Source organism: Marinobacter nanhaiticus D15-8W, assembly GCF_036511935.1.
Taxonomy (GTDB): Bacteria; Pseudomonadota; Gammaproteobacteria; order Pseudomonadales; family Oleiphilaceae; genus Marinobacter_A; species Marinobacter_A nanhaiticus.
This window is the reverse complement of the sequence record NZ_AP028878.1, coordinates 284,134-300,601: the sequence shown is the minus strand read 5'-3', so window position 1 is coordinate 300,601 and position 16,468 is coordinate 284,134. Positions and strand designations below refer to the sequence as shown.

Below are 16,468 nucleotides of genomic sequence, written 5' to 3'. Positions count from 1 at the left end.
ATGTCACGCCGGAGCGGCGTCCACGCCGCTCCGGTTCCTGTTCGTCCACCCCAATACAAAAACCGTCAGCGCCGGCAGGAACGTCACCGTCACGGTGGCCGCGCCCATAAGGCCAAACAAGACAATCGCGCCAACGCCCCGGTAGAGTTCGGTGCCTTCACCGGGCAGGAACACCAACGGTGACAGTCCGCAGACCGTGGTGAGCGTGGTCATGGCGATAGGCCGCAGGCGGGTTTCCACCGCCTCACCCACCGCCTGCACTGCGGTTACGCCCTTTTGTCTCAGGTTCTGACGCGCCTGGTCCACCACCAGGATCGGATTGTTCACCACCGTCCCCATCAGGATCAGGAAACCCAGCATGGTGATCATATCGAACGGCTGACTCAACGGCTGCAGGCCGATCAGAGGCAACAGGCCACCCACCAGGTTCATCAGCGCCAGGCCGACAATACCGCCGGCGATGCCCAGGGGAATCGTGGTCATGATCAGCAGCGGATAGCCCCAGTGGGCGAAAATCGCCACCAGCAACAGGTAGACAATAACGATGGCGATGATGAAGTTGCCACTCAGCGCGTCCTGGGTGGCGTTGAGCTGGTCGCTGGCTCCGGAGATATCGACACTGACCGAAGCCGGCAGTTCGCCGTTCTGGCGCATGTGATCAAGCAATTCGGTGCGAACCCGCTGCACCCCTGTTTCCAGGGCTACGCTCTCCGGTGGGATGACGCTCAGGGTCACGGTTCGACGCCCATCCACCCGCCTTACGGTGCTCGTATCCACGGTCTCTTCGATCTGCGCGATGCTTGTCAAGGGTAGGGTAGCTCCCTCTGGCGTGTGTATAAGCGTGTCTGGAAGCGCCGCCAGCGAGGGATTACCGCCCTCGTCACCGTAGAGATAGATGTCGATCTTGTCGTCATCGAGAAAGAAGTCATCCACGTAGGTCCCATCAGTCAGGGCTGCTACCGAGAAGCCCACAGCCTCGGCGTCCAGACCCAGTTCGGCAACACGATCCCAGTCCGGAAGGATCTGGATCAGCGGCTGGGCCAGGGTCAGTGTGGACGGCTGACTCTGGATACGGGGTTGGTCGAAGATCTCCTGGGCTCTGCCATAGGCGGCATTGGCGGCGTTATAGACCGGTGCCAGTTCCGGACCGGAAATGTCGAGCGTGATGCTGCGGGTGCCTGCATCGTTACTGGAGATGATCGACCCCTTGGCGGCGAACGCCCGCATACCGGGAAACTGTTCGTAGAAACGGGTAATCGCATCCATCAACGGCTCGATCTGGCTGGGATTGATCGACTCGGTGATGATTCGGATCGAGCTGGTCGTCACCTGCATGTTCAGGTAAGCCATCGGTGGCACCGGCGTCTCGCCCGCAGCATACGCGGAACCGTCCGCGCCCACGTGGGGCATGAAATAGTCTTCCACCTGTTGGGCGATCCTGTTCATTTCCGACAGGTTGTAGCCGGGCGGTGCGTTCATGGAGGCAAAGGTCTTGGGTTCCTCGCCTTCCGGCAGGTATTCGGCCGGCGGCGTCAGGAAGTAGATGATCAGGAAACTGGCCAGGAAGGTTCCGCCAATCGTCATGGCACGGCGTGTTGGGCCTGCAATCAGCCAGCGTACCATCCCCATGATCGTCTCCGACCAACGGCTGCGCCTGGCCCCCTCGCCGCCCAGACCGGTTTTCGAGAATTCGAGTCGAGCAGACAAGGTGGGAATAAGCGTCACCGCCACCAGCATGGAGGCAACGATGGCCGAGGAAATGGCAATGGCCACGTCCGAGTATAGCTGACCGGCTTCTTCCTCGATAAACACGATCGGCAGGAACACCAGGATGGTGGTCATGGTGGACGCCAGCACCGCCGGCCAGACCTCCATCACCCCCTTGAGTGCCGATTCGAACCGGTCCAGTCCCAGGCGGCGATGGCGCTCGATGTTCTCCAGCACCACGATACTGTTGTCGACGGTCATGCCGATGGCGAATGCAACACCGGCCAGCGAAATGACGTTGATCGTGCGACCGGTGATCAGCAGTCCGAGGAACGCCACGATCGCACACAGGGGGACACCCATCACACCGACAAAAGTCGCCCGCGCCGAACGCAGGAACAGGTACATCACCAGGGTGGCGAATACCGCACCGATGCCCAGGTTGGTCCAGACATTGGCAACCGAGGCTTCCACGTAGCGCGCATCGTCCGCGGTCAGTTCCAGTACCATGCCTTCGGGCTCGAGCACCTCCCGGTTGATCGTCGCCACCTGATCCATCATCGCGTGCTTGATGCGGATGACGTTGGATCCGGTCTCGCGCCGCACCTGCAGGCCGATCACCTTGCGTCCGTTGACGAAGGAGAGCTCACGCAGCCGGGAGTGGTCCTGCCTGACCGTGGCCACTTCGCCCAGGCGCACCACGGCATCGCCCTGGCGGGCAACGACGAGCTGTTGCAGCGAGTTTATGTCGTCGAAACGCCCGACCGTACGCAGCAGGTAACGCCGCTTGCCGGCTTCAAGCTCTCCACCGGAAATATCGCGGTTGCGCGCGGTGATGGCATCGCGCAGGTCCACCAGGCTCAGTCCACGCTGGTTGAGGCGCTGTTCGTCGACGATGATCTGCATCTGGCGCTGGGCACCGCCACCGACACTGACTTCGGACACACCGGGCACGCTCTCCATACGGGGCCGGACGCGCTCCTCGATGAAGTCCTGCATCAGGTCCATGTCCAGCTGCCGTGGATTGCCGGGCAGGGGCGACACCCGGAAATACATGAAGGCATTGGCGGAAAACGATGTGGCCACGATACGCGGCTCGTCCACGTTTTCCGGGTAGTCGGCCACCTGGCTCAGGGCGTTGTTCACCTCAATCAGGGTTTCGGTAATATCGACGCCGAAAGGAAACTCCAACTCGATTTCCGCCGACCCGGTCTCGGCGGTGGACTCCATCCTGCTCAGGTTGGGCACGTTACGCAGGAAGCGCTCCTGCTCGATCAGGATCTCCTTTTCGATATCCTGTGGTGTGGCGCCGGGCCAGCTGGTTTCCACAGTGATCGTGCGGACTTCCAGATCGGGGATCATCTGCACGGGGATCTGCATCGCTGCGGCGATCCCGAGTACCGCGATAATGAGCGCGACGACCGTGACCAGGGTCCCGTGGCGGATGACGCCGGCGAACATCAGTCAGCCTCCCGTTCCGACAGGGTAACTTTCATGCCGCCGCTGAGCGCTTCGTTACCCCGGGATACGACCCGTTCGTCACCGGTCAGGCCGCCGCGAACCACCACGCGGTCAGCAAAGCCGATACCGATGTCCACACGCTGTTCGCGAACGTCGAAAACCTCATCCCCCGCCGGCTCCGCAATCCAGACCGTCGTACGACCCTGGGGGTAGCGATTGATGGCATCCCGCGGCACGGTCAGGCCTTCCTCGCCGGTATTGACCCGTAGTACTGCCGTTACCGCCATGCCAGGCAGGAGTTTGATCTGGTCCGGTACATGGGCGCGCAGCAGGAACGTACGGACCTGGGGATCGCTGACCGGGAGGGCCTTGTCGATGGTCGCGCTGACCTGTTGGGCGTAGGGGTCATCCTCGGCCGTTTGCAGGTCGGCTTTTTCGGCCGTGGTGCGGCGGCCAACCAGCAGCTCGGTCTGTTCGTCGAGCAGGGCGAAGTAGTCCTGGGGTACCTGGAAATCCAGGCGCAGATGGTCGGTATCCACCAGCATGAGCAAGGCGTCGCCCGGTTCCACCCATTCACCGAGATCGCTATTGCGGGCGCTGATGACCCCGGCGAAAGGCGCCTTCAGGCTGTGCCTTGCAACCAGGGACGCCTGCCGTGCCTGCTGGGCCTCAAGGCGCGCCACTTCCGCCCGGGTGGTGGCCACTTCGCTCTCGCGGGAAAGCACCTCCGTCTCCGCAATGTTGCGCCCGGCGCCGACCGAACGGGCCTCGCGCAGACGACGCTCGGCATCCTGCAGCCGTTCCCGCGCGGCCCGGGTTTCTGCCTGGGCGCTCTCGAGGGCATGACGTTCCAGTTCGTCGTCGAGATGGATCAGTTCCTCGCCCGGGTCCACCCGGTCCCCCGCATCGACATGGATGGTCTCGACCAGGCCGGCAACAGCCGTCGACAGGTTGGAGCTGCGCAAGGCATTGACGGTCCCGTTGAGGCGGACTTCATCGATGATGGTGGTGCGCTTTACGTCGGCCAGTTGTACGCCGGGATAGTCCTGCGCCCGGCAGTTAAAGCTTGCGACGAGAAGCAGCACCGTAAGCAGTGTGGATATCCTCCCATTGGACTGCACGGCCTCTCCTTGGTTCATTGTCGTCGGTCAAAGTGGAATCAAGGCAAGATTTATATCGTTTACGCACATAATGACAGACCGGACTAACCGATCATGAGTTCACGGGTGAAGATGCAAGACAGGAGTGATAACGAAAATCTATGGATAAGACACCGTGAGCGGCCGCAACCGCTCACGAGGGGGAGGTAGGCGTATCAATCCAGCACAGAGGCATTCTTGACTGAGATCTGGTCGTTGAGCGTCCAGAAATCATAGAGCACACCAATGAGGAAGAGACCGCCGGTCAGCAGATAGATAATGCCCGTGATCCACTTACCCATATACATGCGGTGTACGCCGAAAACCCCGAGAAAGGTAAGCAGCACCCAGGCAATGTTGTAGCTGGTATCACCGCCACGGAAACGGATATCGGCTTCACGGTCCATACCTGGAATCAGGAACAGGTCGATGATCCAGCCGACAAAAAGCAGGCCGAGGGTGAAGAACCAGATGGTCCCGGTGACTGGCTTGCCGTAATAGAAACGGTGCGCCCCCAGGAAACCGAAAATCCAGAGCAAATAGCCAAACAGCTTGCTGTGCGTATCTGTCTGCGGCATTCGATCATCTCCAGCCAGAGAAACCCAGGATTAAGCTGTTTGGCATCTGCAGGTCGTCATCGCCAACAGGCTTGATCAGGGGCTCCTTATCAACGAGGTCCAGTCGCTATCCTTCCGCCGGCATGCAAGACCGGTGGGTCAGGGGCCCAGTTCCGGCGCAGGGTCCGGCCAGCCTTCGCGGAATTCGCTGGCAGACTTGCCGGTCCACTTGCGGAAGGCACGACTGAAATTGGAGAGATCAGCATAACCCAGCTCGTAGGCAATTTCGCTAATCGTTTGATTGGTATAGCGCAAAAGCTGGATGGCCCGGTCCTTGAGCACCGATTCGACGATTTCCCGGTAGGTGGTATCGCGGTCCGCCAGCCGCCGTTTGAGCGTACGCGAAGATACGCAGAAACGCTCGGCCATGTCCTCCAGCGACGGCAGGGGGCCGGGCATGACATGCAGCATGTTCCGGATCGCCAGCACGATATCACCCTGTTCCCTGAGCGCCTTCTGTAACTCGAACTCGCACTGGCTGCGGGCCATCTCCGACGCATCTGCATCCGCCAGACGCATGGGGATATCGAGGAAGTGCTTGGGGAAAATAAGCATCTCCGCGTCACGACCGTACTCGAAGCGAATCGGTAATTGGTAGGCGTAGTCCTTGTAATAGGCGGGTTCGGCACAGGTCAGGCGCCCTGAAACCCCGGGCAGCTTGCCGTCCTTTAGCTCAAAACCCAACTGCTCGGCGCTCTCACGGTCCACCAGTTGCTCACATAACAGAACCAGGGTGGCCATCACGGTTTCCGCGAGGAAATGATAGAGAGTAGGTACCTCGAATTCGGTTTTGAGCTGGACCAGCACCTGTTCGCCGGTGTCGCGCATGACCATACTCAGGAATGGCGCGCGAAGCTTGAGATAGCGGCGCACGGAGTCCAGCGCGCCGCCTACAGTCGGGCTGGTCAGGGCGGCGAAACCCAGCGTGCCGTGGATGGTGACTCGCAGCTCCCGCGCCAGGGCGAAGCTCAATCCCTTGTGACCTGCCATTGCCACGGCACGATCGGCGAAGATGATGGCATCGGTCACGAAAACCCGGCTGTCGGCCGCCTGCAGGTCAGCGGCTGCGAAATCCATGCCTTCGTAGAGCCGTCGATCGTCGAATCCCAGACGTTTGACGGTATCGCCCAACACCCTCAAATAGACACCGGGCAGCAGGAAAAGCCCCAGCATCTGGCGTTCTTTATCGGCGTTGACCTTGGCCATCCGGAATCCTTTTGCAAGTGCAGTTAACGGCATATCGGTCGATCAACATGCCGGCAGGACATCGACAACTCGATGCTATCAGAGCACTCACCCCCGTCGATTTGGCGTAGCGCCCGGATTTCCTGTCTTTCCGGTCAATCCGGGCCGGGCCTGGCCTATCATCCACGACCGGCGTCCCCTTTGCGCATGGTTCGAAATGCTTGCAGCGCTGACACTGGACCCATGACATCAAGGGGTGTTTTGCGGCACTGAACCTGTTCCGACAAGCCTGCAACATCCTTTCCGGCATCAGCGCCGTCATCCGGCGCATAGGAGGATTAATGCTGAGAACATCGACCGCCGACAAGAAGCCCATGGTCCGTAAACCCGAACACGTGGATATCAAGCCCCAGCGCATGGGCTTCGAGTTCGACGAGCAGGTGCCCCGTTACTGGCTCGACAACAGCCCGTTCCTGAGCCACATGATGAACGCGCTATCGGTGCTTTTCCCCCAGGGTGAGCAGTACTTCGTCGATTCCGTGCGCTACTTTCGCGACCAGATCGAGGATCCGGACCTCAAGAAAGAGGTGGCTGGCTTTATCGGGCAGGAAGCCATGCATTCACTGGAGCACATCGCCATGAACCAGCATGTGCGGGACCAGGATATGCCGGTGGAGGAGTTGGAACACCACCTGCGCCTGCTGCTGGACGGTTTCGGTAAGCGCCTGCCGAAACGCCACCAGCTTGCCGTAACCTGCGCGCTGGAGCACATGACGGCGATGATGGCCGATATGCTGCTGGAGCGGGACGACGTGCGCGAAGACATGCACGAGACCATGCGCCCGCTGTGGGTCTGGCATGCCATCGAGGAAACCGAGCACAAGGCGGTGACCTACGACGTGTTCCAGCAGGTCGGCGGTACTTATCTGGAGCGGTCGTTCTACCAGATCCTCAGCACCGCGCTGCTGGGTGTCATGACCACCTATTTCACCACACGCATGATGTGGAACGACAAGCGCAATCTCTCTTTGAAAGATGTGGGCAAAGGTATGTGGCGCATGTGGGGCAAGGGCGGCGTCTTCTCCAGCCTGATTCCCACCTGGCTGGATTACTTCAAGCCTGGCTTTCACCCCTGGCAGCACGACAACAGTGAGCTGATCGCCCGCTTCAAACGCGAGATCAACGAACATATCGCGCCACAGTATCGCAATGGCAACCGTCGAACCTTACAGTGAGCCTGTCGCCCTCTTCCCGCGCCCGCGTCACGCGGGCGTCTTTATTTGTGTCACTCAATCATGGCACGACGCATGGCTTTTCCCTATGCTGGTTCCTCACTAGAGTTCATCACAATAAGAAACCTGTCCGTGTGCTGGGGATTACCTTGAAACTGCAACGCTACTTCATTCTTTTCGGCGCCATTTATGTGGCCCTTATGGCTGCCATCAGCCTGATCGTCTACTTCACCGGTACCAGTCTTGGAGTGATTGCCAGCCTTGTCTATCTGCTGGGCGCTGGATCCGGTACTGCCTCACTGTTTGTGCGGGAGCAGGGGCGGGCGCCGGAACCGGCGGAAAAACGCGGCCTGGCCCTGGGCTGTGTCGGCGTGACTTTCCTGATCTCCATTGTCATGACCCTTTCACTGGTGATTGGCAATGTGGGTCTTGCCCGGACACCCGCAGCCCTGGCCAGTGCTTTCGGGGCCCTGTCGCCTTTAGCCTGGCTGGCGGTACTGGCTTTCATTGCCGCGGTTTACTTCGGCATCCTCAGCCTGTTCTTTGGCTGGTTTGCCAGACGGCAAGCCAGACGCACAACCGGCTGAGACACTTTTGATTACGCCTCTGACGATCTCAGAAGCCTACAGGCCAAGTCCGGCAAAAATCCGGCCGGATCGAGACCGTTTCCGGTAAAATTTGCGACACATTTAATCCAGATCAATTTTTCTCCAGCTTCCTCCCCCGGCATCTTCTGCACCGCGTCCAACGGCGCTAGCTTACTGTTCTGTAAGCTTCTTTTGGGAGGAAAAACAGTGAACACCTTAAAGTACGTGTTGTATGCCCTGTTGCTCCTGGCCATGGGCACTCAGACCGCCCTCGGCGCCAACCTGCGGGACCGGGCGAGCACCATGTTCGGTGCCATCCCGGGCGAGACGCCAGAAATTGAGGGCAACACCCTGACCAAAGCCAAGGTCGAACTGGGCAAAATGCTCTTCTTCGAGCCCCGGCTATCGTCCAGCCACCTGATCAGTTGCAATACATGTCATAACGTGGGCACCGGCGGTCACGACTACTTGCCGACGTCAATCGGACACGGCTGGCAGAAAGGCCCGCGCAATGCCCCAACGGTCTTCAATGCGGTATTCAATGCCGCCCAGTTCTGGGATGGTCGGGCACCTGACCTGGCCGAACAGGCCAAGGGACCGGTCCAGGCCGGTGTCGAGATGAGTAGCACGCCGGACCGTGTGGTGGCTACCCTCAAGAGCATGCCCGAGTATGTGGAGCGGTTCGAGAAGGCCTTCCCCGACGCTGCCGACCCAGTCACCTTCGACAACATGGCTTTGGCCATCGAGGCTTTTGAAGCCACGCTCATCACGCCCCACGCCCGCTTCGACCAGTTTATCGCCGGCGACGAGACGGCACTGGATGAGCAGGAGAAACAAGGCCTGGCACTTTTCATGGATAAAGGTTGCGCAGGCTGCCATACGGGCGTCAACTTCGGTGGCCAGAGTTACTTCCCGTTCGGTCTGGTCACGCGTCCGGGAGGTGAGATCCTACCCGAGGGCGACAAGGGGCGCTTTGCAGTTACCCAGACCGCTTCCGATGAGTACGTTTTCCGCGCCGCGCCGTTGCGTAATATCGAGCTGACCGCACCTTACTTTCACTCTGGGGCTGTCTGGAGCCTGGAGGAAGCGGTGTCGGTTATGGGCTCTGCCCAGTTGGGTACGGAGCTGACGGATACCGAAGTGGAAGCCATCGTGGCATTCCTTCGTACGCTGACCGGTGACATTCCCAGTGTGGACTATCCCCACTTGCCCGTGAGCACGGCCGAAACCCCCAAACCCTCGGACATCATCAGGAACTGATTGGAACTCACCCTCCACCAGGGACTACGGCCCCATGCCGCAGCCCCTGGCGGGTTGACCTGCGCGCATCTTCGACCAAGGTTCATTTGACAACGACTGGCCATGAGTGAAGCTTAAGGATTGAATTGGGGACATTCACCGAAGGAGGGAATCGAAGATGAAACGCCTACTCATGCTGGTCGGCGACTATGTCGAGGATTACGAGGTCATGGTGCCATTCCAGGCGCTGATGGCTGTGGGCTATGAAGTCCACGCGGTCTGCCCGGACAAGAAAGCCGGTGAGTTTGTACGCACTGCCATCCACGACTTCGAGGGCGACCAGACCTACTCGGAAAAACCGGGCCACAACTTCACGCTGAACGCTACGTTCGCGTCGGTGAAGCCGTCGGATTACGATGGGCTGGTCGTACCCGGCGGCCGGGCGCCGGAGTACCTGCGACTAAACGAAGACGTGCTCAAGATCGTGCGCCACTTCGCCGAGGCGGACAAGCCCATTGCCGCCATCTGCCATGGTGCCCAGATCCTTGCGGCGGCAGACATCCTGGAAGGCAAGGAGTGTTCCGCCTACCCGGCCTGTGGTCCCGAAGTCACCAACGCGGGCGGCAAGTTCCAGTCCATCGAAGCGAATGAAGCCCATGTGGATGGCAAACTGGTGACGGCGCCAGCCTGGCCCGCCCATCCGGCCTGGATTGCGCGCTTCCTTGAGGTCATGGGTGCCAAGATCAGCCTTTAACGCTCCCTGAGCCCCGTCGAGTTTGTCTCCGGTCGGGGCCAGTCGTCAGGGCGGCAAGCATCAGATGTAAAGATTCTTGCGCGAAAAACGTTCGACCAGCGGCTGATAGGATGCCCCCAGCACCCGGTTCAACGCCTCGATGCCCCAGGCATCCGGCCCTACCAGGATGCGGGATTCGTTCTTCTGGATGCCGCGGATAATGATGCCCGCCGCCTTCTCCGGAGAGGTCATCGCCAATTTGTCGAAGCCGTTGCGCTGGGCCTCGGCGTTCTCGGATTTGCCCATGCGCGCGGCCCGGGCAATATTGGTGCGTATCCCACCCGGATGGACGCAACTGACCTGGACCGGCTGCTTCTCCAGCTTCATCTCCTGGCGTAAGGCCTCCGTAAAACCGCGCACGGCGAACTTCGCAGCGTTATAGGCGCTCTGCTTGGGCACACCGATCAGCCCGAAAACACTGGAAATATTGACCACGTGGCCATCGCCGGAGGCTATCAGGTGCGGCAGGAAAGCCCGCGTGCCATGGGCTACCCCCCAAAAATCGATATCCATGATCCACTTGAAGTCCTCATCGGTCATTTCACGAACAGACGCGGACAAGGCAACCCCGGCGTTGTTAACAACCATGTTGACCTGGCCGAAATCCTTCATGACCGCATCGGCATGGGCATAGATCGCGTCCCGGTGGGAGACGTCCAGCAGGTAGCTTTTGGCATCCGTTTTCCGGGCGCAGGCCGACGTTACATCCACCAATCCGGCCTCATTCATATCCGATAGCGCCAGACGGCAGCCCTTGTCCGCCAGCTTTAAGGCTAGCGCACGGCCAATCCCCGAGGCCGCGCCCGTGACCACGACAACCTTATTCTGGAGTTCCTTCATGAAACGACCCTCTTAGCCCATCACCTGTTTTGTGTAGCCAGGGCACCAGCATGCTGCATGATGCTCCGCCTTTATTAAAGCACCTACTTTAACGGGCCGCACAGTCGTTCGGGTATGGCTACAGCGGAAGATTAGTCGGGGCGCTCGGGCCACCCCGGGCGCCGATAGCTATGCCGGAGGCGCTGGAGTCCTGATAGACTCAGGGTTCACCTTTGCCAACCAGGGAAGAGAACCGTGGCTCATCCGATTCCCGCTGTCATCGCCATCGTCGAGCGCCAGGGGCAGTTTCTGCTGGTGCGACGCTGCAACCCACCGGATGCCGGGCTGTGGGGCCACGCCGGGGGCAAGGTCGAATGGGGTGAATCACTGATGCAGGCCGCGTTGCGGGAGTTATATGAAGAAACCGGGGTGCGAGCCCTGGCCGATCGACTGCTTCCGCCCCTGGAGGTGATCACTTCCGGGTCCGACAGCGCCCACCACTTCGTGCTTTGTCCGGTGGTTTGCCGCTACCGCTCCGGCGAGCCGATGCCCGGAGATGATGTTTCAGACGTCGGCTGGTTTACCATCCAGGCCATGCATGCCGACCCCGAATCCTTCAGCCAGGACGTGCCCCAAGTCTGCGAACAAGCCCTGGCTGGGTTTTGAACGTTAGCCTCAACCGTCCTTCTCGGCCTGGAGCTCGTCCAGGGTCTGGTAGTCACATTCGTTCTTGGCCAGGAAGCTTTCCGAAGAGCTGACCAGCACGTCATCATCGCCCATGAAGCGCCGGCCGAGGATGGCTGCGTAATGAAAGCGGCTGCGGTCGGTTAGTGAGAACTGGGTTTCATACACACGGCCGGCAATGCAGAAATCCATATTGACGACGTAGCGACGCTGGGATTCAGCACCCTTGCGCTTGATCAGCACTGTGCGCTCTACCGGCATTTCGAAATGCAGGACGACATTGTCGTCCTCGGCATCCTCCACCTCCTTGTGGTCGTCCAGTGGCAGTTCGAAGCTGACCCACTCTTCGTCGCCTTTCTCGAAGGGCTCGACGTTCACCGCATGCAGGGATGAGGTCTTGGCGCCGGTATCGAGCCGGGCCTTCACCCGAACCCCGGTATCGTGCAGCACGATCCATTCCACGAACCCGAGAGTGTCCGGCGCCTCGTTACGATCTTCGTCCGCAACCACCGGCGGCGCCGTAAACGCCACGCCTACCAGGGTAATAATCACCGCCGCCCAAAGGCTCAATCCCAATTTCATGCAGTACGCTCCTTATTTGTTCGATTTCTCACAAACGCTCGAAATCATGCCAAAACCCCGGGGAGCGAGCTATGGTCCTGAACGAAAGGTAATGGCTGTGTCAGCAATTCCTACACTTTTTTCATGGTGGTCTAACTGGCGTGAGACAAGGTACGCCGGCTGTTGCGGTGAGCGCTGGGGCTGGTACCGGTCCAGCGTTTGAACGCACGGGTAAAGTTGGCTGCATCCGCATAACCGAGGGCATCGGCGATCTGACTGAGGCTCATGTGAGTGTTGATCAGCAGGTCCCGGGCCCGTTGCAGACGAACCTCGTCCACCAACATCTGGAAACTGGCGTCCTCCTCTTGCAACCGGCGCTTCAGGGTTCTTTCGGAGACAAACAGTGTGCCTGCCACCCGCCCCAGTTTCGGCGGGAAGGGGTGGCTGGTTTCGATCACCCGCCTAACCCGGGCGTCGAAGCCGGCACTCTCGTTGAGTCGATGCAGCGCCTGTTCACACTGTTCGCGGGAGGCCTCCGCCACGTCTTCGTCGCTGAAGCGTATCGGTGAAGCCAGCTCGGTCTTGGGCATGAGAATGGCGTCTTCTTCCTTCCCGTACACCACAGGCACCGGGATACGCCCGCAGAAACGCTGGAAATAGGCGGGCTCGCGGCCACGACGATGTACCTTGGCACCGCGCACGGTCTCGCCCAGCAGCTGCGTGCCCATGGTTACGCAGCCGAAGATCATGGCATCCATGATGAAGCTTTGCAGCGGCCCCAGATCGTATCCCCCCACCACGCGCAGGGTGGTCGTATCCCCTTCGGTGCTGCAGAAAATGCGCAGGTGTGGCGCCCGCAGGCTTAGGTAACGCACCATCAGGTCCATGGCTTCGCCCAGAGTGCGGCTGTTCATGGCGGCGATACCGAGGGCGCCATGCAAAGGCAACCGCAATTCAGAAGCCAGGAGGATGCCCAGGCCCGGTTCGCCGCTTTCAACGATGGCCCGGGTGACGAATTCGCTTGCCTGCGACAGCGAGACCCGCACGTCGTCATCGGTCAGGCATTGCGGGTCGAGCCCAACCCGCGTCAGTAGGGCCCGGTCGTCCACGCCCCGTTGGCGCAGCAATTCTGCGATGGTGTGCAGGTAGATGGCAGGCAGGCCCAGGTCCTGGATCTGTGTAGCAGCGGCCGGCATGGGATGCGTCCTCACAGTTTGCATTATTGTAATAGTGCAACTGATTATGAACGCATCTTGCGACCCACCCCATGACTTCAATGACGCGTCAACGGGATGAAGAGGCCAATCGCTCCGCCCCGCAAACGCCCGTGAAAGGCTGGAAGTGAATCGCGATCAACGGGATGAGTGGCGGCCGATGAAGTCCCTCAGAATGCCGAATGAGCGGCGCGGATTCTCCAGCATAGGCAAATGGCCGATGCCTCGCATCATGTGGACTTCAGCGTGCGGCGTTGTCTTACGGTAGAAATCCACGCAGCTTGGCGGAGTGATCTGGTCACGGTCACCCCAGATCACCAGCAGCGGCGCCATATCCTTCGTCAACGCCGTGGTAGGCGCGTAGGGATCCGCCACCATATCAGAGAAGACATGGCGATTCTGCCCCGCCCGGCGCAGTAGATCCACCCCCAGCAAGCCGGTCATGGCCATACCGCTCAAGGTCGGCTTGCCACTACCCACGTTGTTGAACATCCGGTAGACCCCGGACCAGTCCTCGGGAATAAGGATACTACTGTCGAACACCGGCGGCCGGTTGAGGTCTACCCGTTCATGGGCCGGGATACCGGCGCTATTCATCACGGTCAGGCTGACGGCTCGTTCGCCCATCCTCCCGGCCATTAGCGTGGCAACGGCGGCGCCCATGGAGCTACCCACCAGGTGCACCTGCCCCAGCCCCGCGGCGCCCAGCCATTGGACCATGCGCTCGGCCTGGTCCCGGTAGCGGTAGCTGGCTCCCACCCGGTAGTCACTCTCGCCGAAACCGGGAATATCTACCGCCACCACATGCTGGTCCTTGGTAAAGAGGGGCAACCATGCGCTCCAGTTTTCCTTCATCGCCGCCAGACCGTGAAGGAGCACAACGGATGGTTTGTGGGACTGTCGCCGCCCCCGTTCCAGCCAGACGATACGGTGCTCGTCCACCATCACCGAATGTCGCCGGGCCCGCTGCAGCCAGCGATGGCCGGTGCGGGCTACGGGCCAGGGATTGGGAAGGCGGTTCTGGACGGTGGTAACAATGGGAGTAGCGGCGGACATCGGCAGGACCTCTTGCTGGACGGACGTCAGGGTTCCTTTGAGTCTAACCGGAAAAGCCATTCGGAAAATGGCCGGGTCGTCAATCGACCTCGGCCCATCTGGCAAATCAGCGTCGATCCATGCGCACATCCAGGTACACCGGATCGTGGTCGGAGGATCGCCAGGGACCCGGCCCATACAGGCGATCGGCGCGGCCCGGCGGATGGAATTCCAGGTTGTAGTCCAGCACAGAAGGTTCGTCGGCGTTAATGTGCCATACCCCACCGTCGACCACACGTGATTGGAGATGCTCGTCGACGAGGATGTAATCCAGCACGCCACGCACGCCATCGAACCGGTAGGTGTGCTGACCATCGCCCGTTAATGGTGTCGGCCGCTGGAAGCCTCCACCGGCGAGCAGGGCCAGCGGCCGCTCGCCCACATAGGTATTCAAGTCGCCAACAACCAAGGCGCCTGAGAGGCCCTCCGGTTTTGGCAGTGTTTCAAGCCAGGCCAGCAATTCCCTCGCCGAGCGTTCGCGCACCGGCGCATAACAACCTTCGTCGTCAACGCGGTTCTCTCCCCGTGCATTGCGACACGAACGGGATTTGAAATGATTGACCACGACGCGAATACGATCTTCATTGCCCCTTAACCGGAAGTCCTGGGCAGCCGGCGCGCGGCTGTAGCGGGCGAAAACACCACTCGCGAGCACGGCAGCAGCGCCAGCAGGCTGCGCCCTGTCGTGGCGATAGATCAGGCCTACGCGGATGGCGTCGGTGCCTGCTTCAGGCTGGCGAATATAACGCCATTCGGCACCAAGCGAGCGCGTCAGTTCGGCAATGGCACTATTCTCGCCACTACCGTCGTTTTCCAGCTCCATGAGGCCAACGATGTCTGCCTTTAAACCATGGATCGCGGCGACCAGCTTCTGACGCTGACGTCTTAATTCATGGCCGGTATCCGCGCCGCGGGCCGTGGGGAAGCCATCGCCTTCACCATCGCCGTTGAAAAAGTTCAGGGCATTGAAGGCAGCCACCCGGACCGCGCCTGCCTTCGGCGGTTCAGGTGCGACAGGGCGTTCGTTCGCATCCAGCACCGAGGGCCAGGTTTCAGGCTGTATACGCCAACGATCATACCGGTAATCCAGCACACCCCTTACCGGCTCCAGGCGGCTACCGGTCCTCAGGCTGTTATCAGCGCTCAGGCCCGGCCGAGGCAAGGGAAGAGTTGCCGGGTTCTGCACCAGGCGGCGGTCATCCAGCAGGATCCGGTCCGGCGAACCCATGGTGTCGGGGTTGCGGCGACTGCGGACAGGATCGTCCGCCGCCAGCTCCACTACGCCGTAACGGCCAAGGTCATGGGTGTCGATCACGGTCGGAGCCTCGTCAAATACAACCCGCATGCCTTCAAGCGGTTCCAGGGTCGGCAAGGGAAAGCTGAGCGCAATCGGCTGCGGCGCTGGTGCTCGACCACATACCTTCAGGCGCCCCCGGGCCGCTATTTCGGTCAGTCCGTGATATTCCTTGATCAGCCCCCTGACACGGACATGGTCGCCAACATCACCGCTGCCATCATCTGAGAAGACAAACAAACCTTCGGATGTGGCGGCATCACGATCAGCATCCCCAGGCAAGGATTGCAGGTAGAAACCGGCCAACCCGTCGGGGCCGCCTGCCTCCAGCGTAATCACGCCCTCCACAGCCAGTGTCTGGCCCTGCACCGGCGAGCGATCACCGTCTCCCTGGATCGCCGAAATCCTCGTGTAGGGCGCGCCGCACCCATTCGCAGCAGCAAAGGACACCCGCCCCCCGACCAGCCCCACTAGGATCAGCAACCACGCCAACGCTTTTCGCCGGCGAGTGAGCTTGTATAGTGAATGACGGGAGAGGGAGCCCGAGCGTGGGCTTGTAGCACGCCCGCCTCCGCTCGCTCGTCCATGTCCGGCACGCCTATATGCCAAGCGCCGATAAAACAAAAATTGGGATGCAATGAACACGTCGATTCTGTTGATTCTGGCCGGTGTCGGTTTGATTATGGGGATCATGATCTTACAGCACCGGCGCCGTCGTCGCTCGATGCAGGCCTTATGCAGGGAAGGCTTCCAACCCGGGCAGCTTTCGTATCTTTCGTGCGCGTCAGATCCGGACAGTGGAGGTTATCGGCCAAGAACTTGAATCGGCAAAATACCGTTA

General features: G+C 60.4%; 14 protein-coding genes. 5 read left to right on the top strand and 9 right to left on the bottom strand.

The features are described 5' to 3' along the window. Positions 1–3: 3 nt before the first annotated feature. The 4 genes from RE428_RS01365 to RE428_RS01350 form a co-directional block, all read right to left on the bottom strand. Positions 4–3,168 carry an efflux RND transporter permease subunit gene (locus RE428_RS01365; protein ID WP_004579339.1) on the bottom strand — a complete coding sequence of 1,055 codons (3,165 nt, stop codon included), beginning with the start codon at positions 3,166–3,168 and terminating at the stop codon, positions 4–6. Beyond that, positions 3,168–4,289, bottom strand: coding sequence for an efflux RND transporter periplasmic adaptor subunit (locus RE428_RS01360; protein ID WP_004579340.1), 1,122 nt, complete (start codon positions 4,287–4,289; stop codon positions 3,168–3,170). The genes RE428_RS01365 and RE428_RS01360 overlap by 1 nt, the downstream gene beginning before the upstream one ends. Before the next feature lie 194 nt (positions 4,290–4,483). Then, the gene (locus RE428_RS01355; RefSeq protein WP_004579341.1) at positions 4,484–4,885 is read right to left on the bottom strand and encodes an NINE protein; all 402 of its coding nucleotides are present in this window, start codon (positions 4,883–4,885) and stop codon (positions 4,484–4,486) included. 138 nt (positions 4,886–5,023) lie between these two features. Further along, positions 5,024–6,130, bottom strand: a complete 1,107-nt coding sequence (locus RE428_RS01350) for an AraC family transcriptional regulator (protein ID WP_004579342.1) — start codon at positions 6,128–6,130, stop codon at positions 5,024–5,026. Between the two features lie 320 nt (positions 6,131–6,450). Here RE428_RS01350 and RE428_RS01345 point away from each other — a divergent pair, with 320 nt between their 5' ends. From RE428_RS01345 to RE428_RS01330, 4 genes are all read left to right on the top strand, one after another. Continuing rightward, complete coding sequence (locus RE428_RS01345) at positions 6,451–7,344, top strand: metal-dependent hydrolase (RefSeq protein ID WP_004579343.1); 894 nt, start codon at positions 6,451–6,453, stop codon at positions 7,342–7,344. 146 nt (positions 7,345–7,490) lie between these two features. Next, positions 7,491–7,928, top strand: a complete 438-nt coding sequence (locus RE428_RS01340; RefSeq protein WP_154660727.1) for an ABZJ_00895 family protein — start codon at positions 7,491–7,493, stop codon at positions 7,926–7,928. Positions 7,929–8,180: 252 nt separating this feature from the next. Then, complete coding sequence (locus RE428_RS01335) at positions 8,181–9,188, top strand: cytochrome-c peroxidase (protein ID WP_051079815.1); 1,008 nt, start codon at positions 8,181–8,183, stop codon at positions 9,186–9,188. 157 nt (positions 9,189–9,345) lie between these two features. Then, positions 9,346–9,921, top strand: coding sequence for a DJ-1/PfpI family protein (locus tag RE428_RS01330; protein ID WP_004579346.1), 576 nt, complete (start codon positions 9,346–9,348; stop codon positions 9,919–9,921). 60 nt (positions 9,922–9,981) lie between these two features. Here the strand turns inward: RE428_RS01330 and RE428_RS01325 are convergent, their stop codons facing one another. Next, a complete protein-coding gene (locus tag RE428_RS01325; RefSeq protein WP_004579347.1) occupies positions 9,982–10,800 on the bottom strand; it encodes an SDR family NAD(P)-dependent oxidoreductase in 819 nt (272 codons plus the stop codon). Between the two features lie 234 nt (positions 10,801–11,034). On the opposite strand from RE428_RS01325, the gene RE428_RS01320 reads away from it, so the two are divergent. Beyond that, a complete protein-coding gene (locus RE428_RS01320) occupies positions 11,035–11,445 on the top strand; it encodes an NUDIX hydrolase (protein ID WP_004579348.1) in 411 nt (136 codons plus the stop codon). Between the two features lie 9 nt (positions 11,446–11,454). Here RE428_RS01320 and RE428_RS01315 read toward each other — a convergent pair whose 3' ends face one another. The 4 genes from RE428_RS01315 to RE428_RS01300 form a co-directional block, all read right to left on the bottom strand. After that, entirely contained in the window at positions 11,455–12,045 is a 591-nt protein-coding gene (locus tag RE428_RS01315) for an ATP-dependent zinc protease family protein (protein ID WP_004579349.1), read from the bottom strand. A gap of 131 nt (positions 12,046–12,176) precedes the next feature. After that, positions 12,177–13,220 (bottom strand): AraC family transcriptional regulator, encoded by a 1,044-nt coding sequence (locus RE428_RS01310; RefSeq protein WP_004579350.1) that lies wholly within the window; start codon positions 13,218–13,220, stop codon positions 12,177–12,179. 156 nt (positions 13,221–13,376) lie between these two features. Further along, positions 13,377–14,294 (bottom strand): alpha/beta fold hydrolase, encoded by a 918-nt coding sequence (locus tag RE428_RS01305; RefSeq protein WP_004579351.1) that lies wholly within the window; start codon positions 14,292–14,294, stop codon positions 13,377–13,379. A gap of 106 nt (positions 14,295–14,400) precedes the next feature. Next, positions 14,401–16,119 (bottom strand): ExeM/NucH family extracellular endonuclease, encoded by a 1,719-nt coding sequence (locus RE428_RS01300; protein WP_169334048.1) that lies wholly within the window; start codon positions 16,117–16,119, stop codon positions 14,401–14,403. Between the last annotated feature and the right edge of the window lie 349 nt (positions 16,120–16,468).

Excerpts from the sequence above, each read along its gene's own strand:
- RE428_RS01365 (WP_004579339.1), bottom strand. The coding sequence starts at position 3,168 with ATGTTCGCCGGCGTCATCCGCCACGGGACCCTGGTCACGGTCGTCGCG.
- RE428_RS01355 (WP_004579341.1), bottom strand. The coding sequence starts at position 4,885 with ATGCCGCAGACAGATACGCACAGCAAGCTGTTTGGCTATTTGCTCTGG.
- RE428_RS01350 (WP_004579342.1), bottom strand. The coding sequence starts at position 6,130 with ATGGCCAAGGTCAACGCCGATAAAGAACGCCAGATGCTGGGGCTTTTC.
- RE428_RS01345 (WP_004579343.1), top strand. The coding sequence starts at position 6,451 with ATGCTGAGAACATCGACCGCCGACAAGAAGCCCATGGTCCGTAAACCC.
- RE428_RS01335 (WP_051079815.1), top strand. The coding sequence starts at position 8,181 with ATGGGCACTCAGACCGCCCTCGGCGCCAACCTGCGGGACCGGGCGAGC.
- RE428_RS01330 (WP_004579346.1), top strand. The coding sequence starts at position 9,346 with ATGAAACGCCTACTCATGCTGGTCGGCGACTATGTCGAGGATTACGAG.
- RE428_RS01325 (WP_004579347.1), bottom strand. The coding sequence starts at position 10,800 with ATGAAGGAACTCCAGAATAAGGTTGTCGTGGTCACGGGCGCGGCCTCG.
- RE428_RS01315 (WP_004579349.1), bottom strand. The coding sequence starts at position 12,045 with ATGAAATTGGGATTGAGCCTTTGGGCGGCGGTGATTATTACCCTGGTA.
- RE428_RS01310 (WP_004579350.1), bottom strand. The coding sequence starts at position 13,220 with ATGCCGGCCGCTGCTACACAGATCCAGGACCTGGGCCTGCCTGCCATC.
- RE428_RS01305 (WP_004579351.1), bottom strand. The coding sequence starts at position 14,294 with ATGTCCGCCGCTACTCCCATTGTTACCACCGTCCAGAACCGCCTTCCC.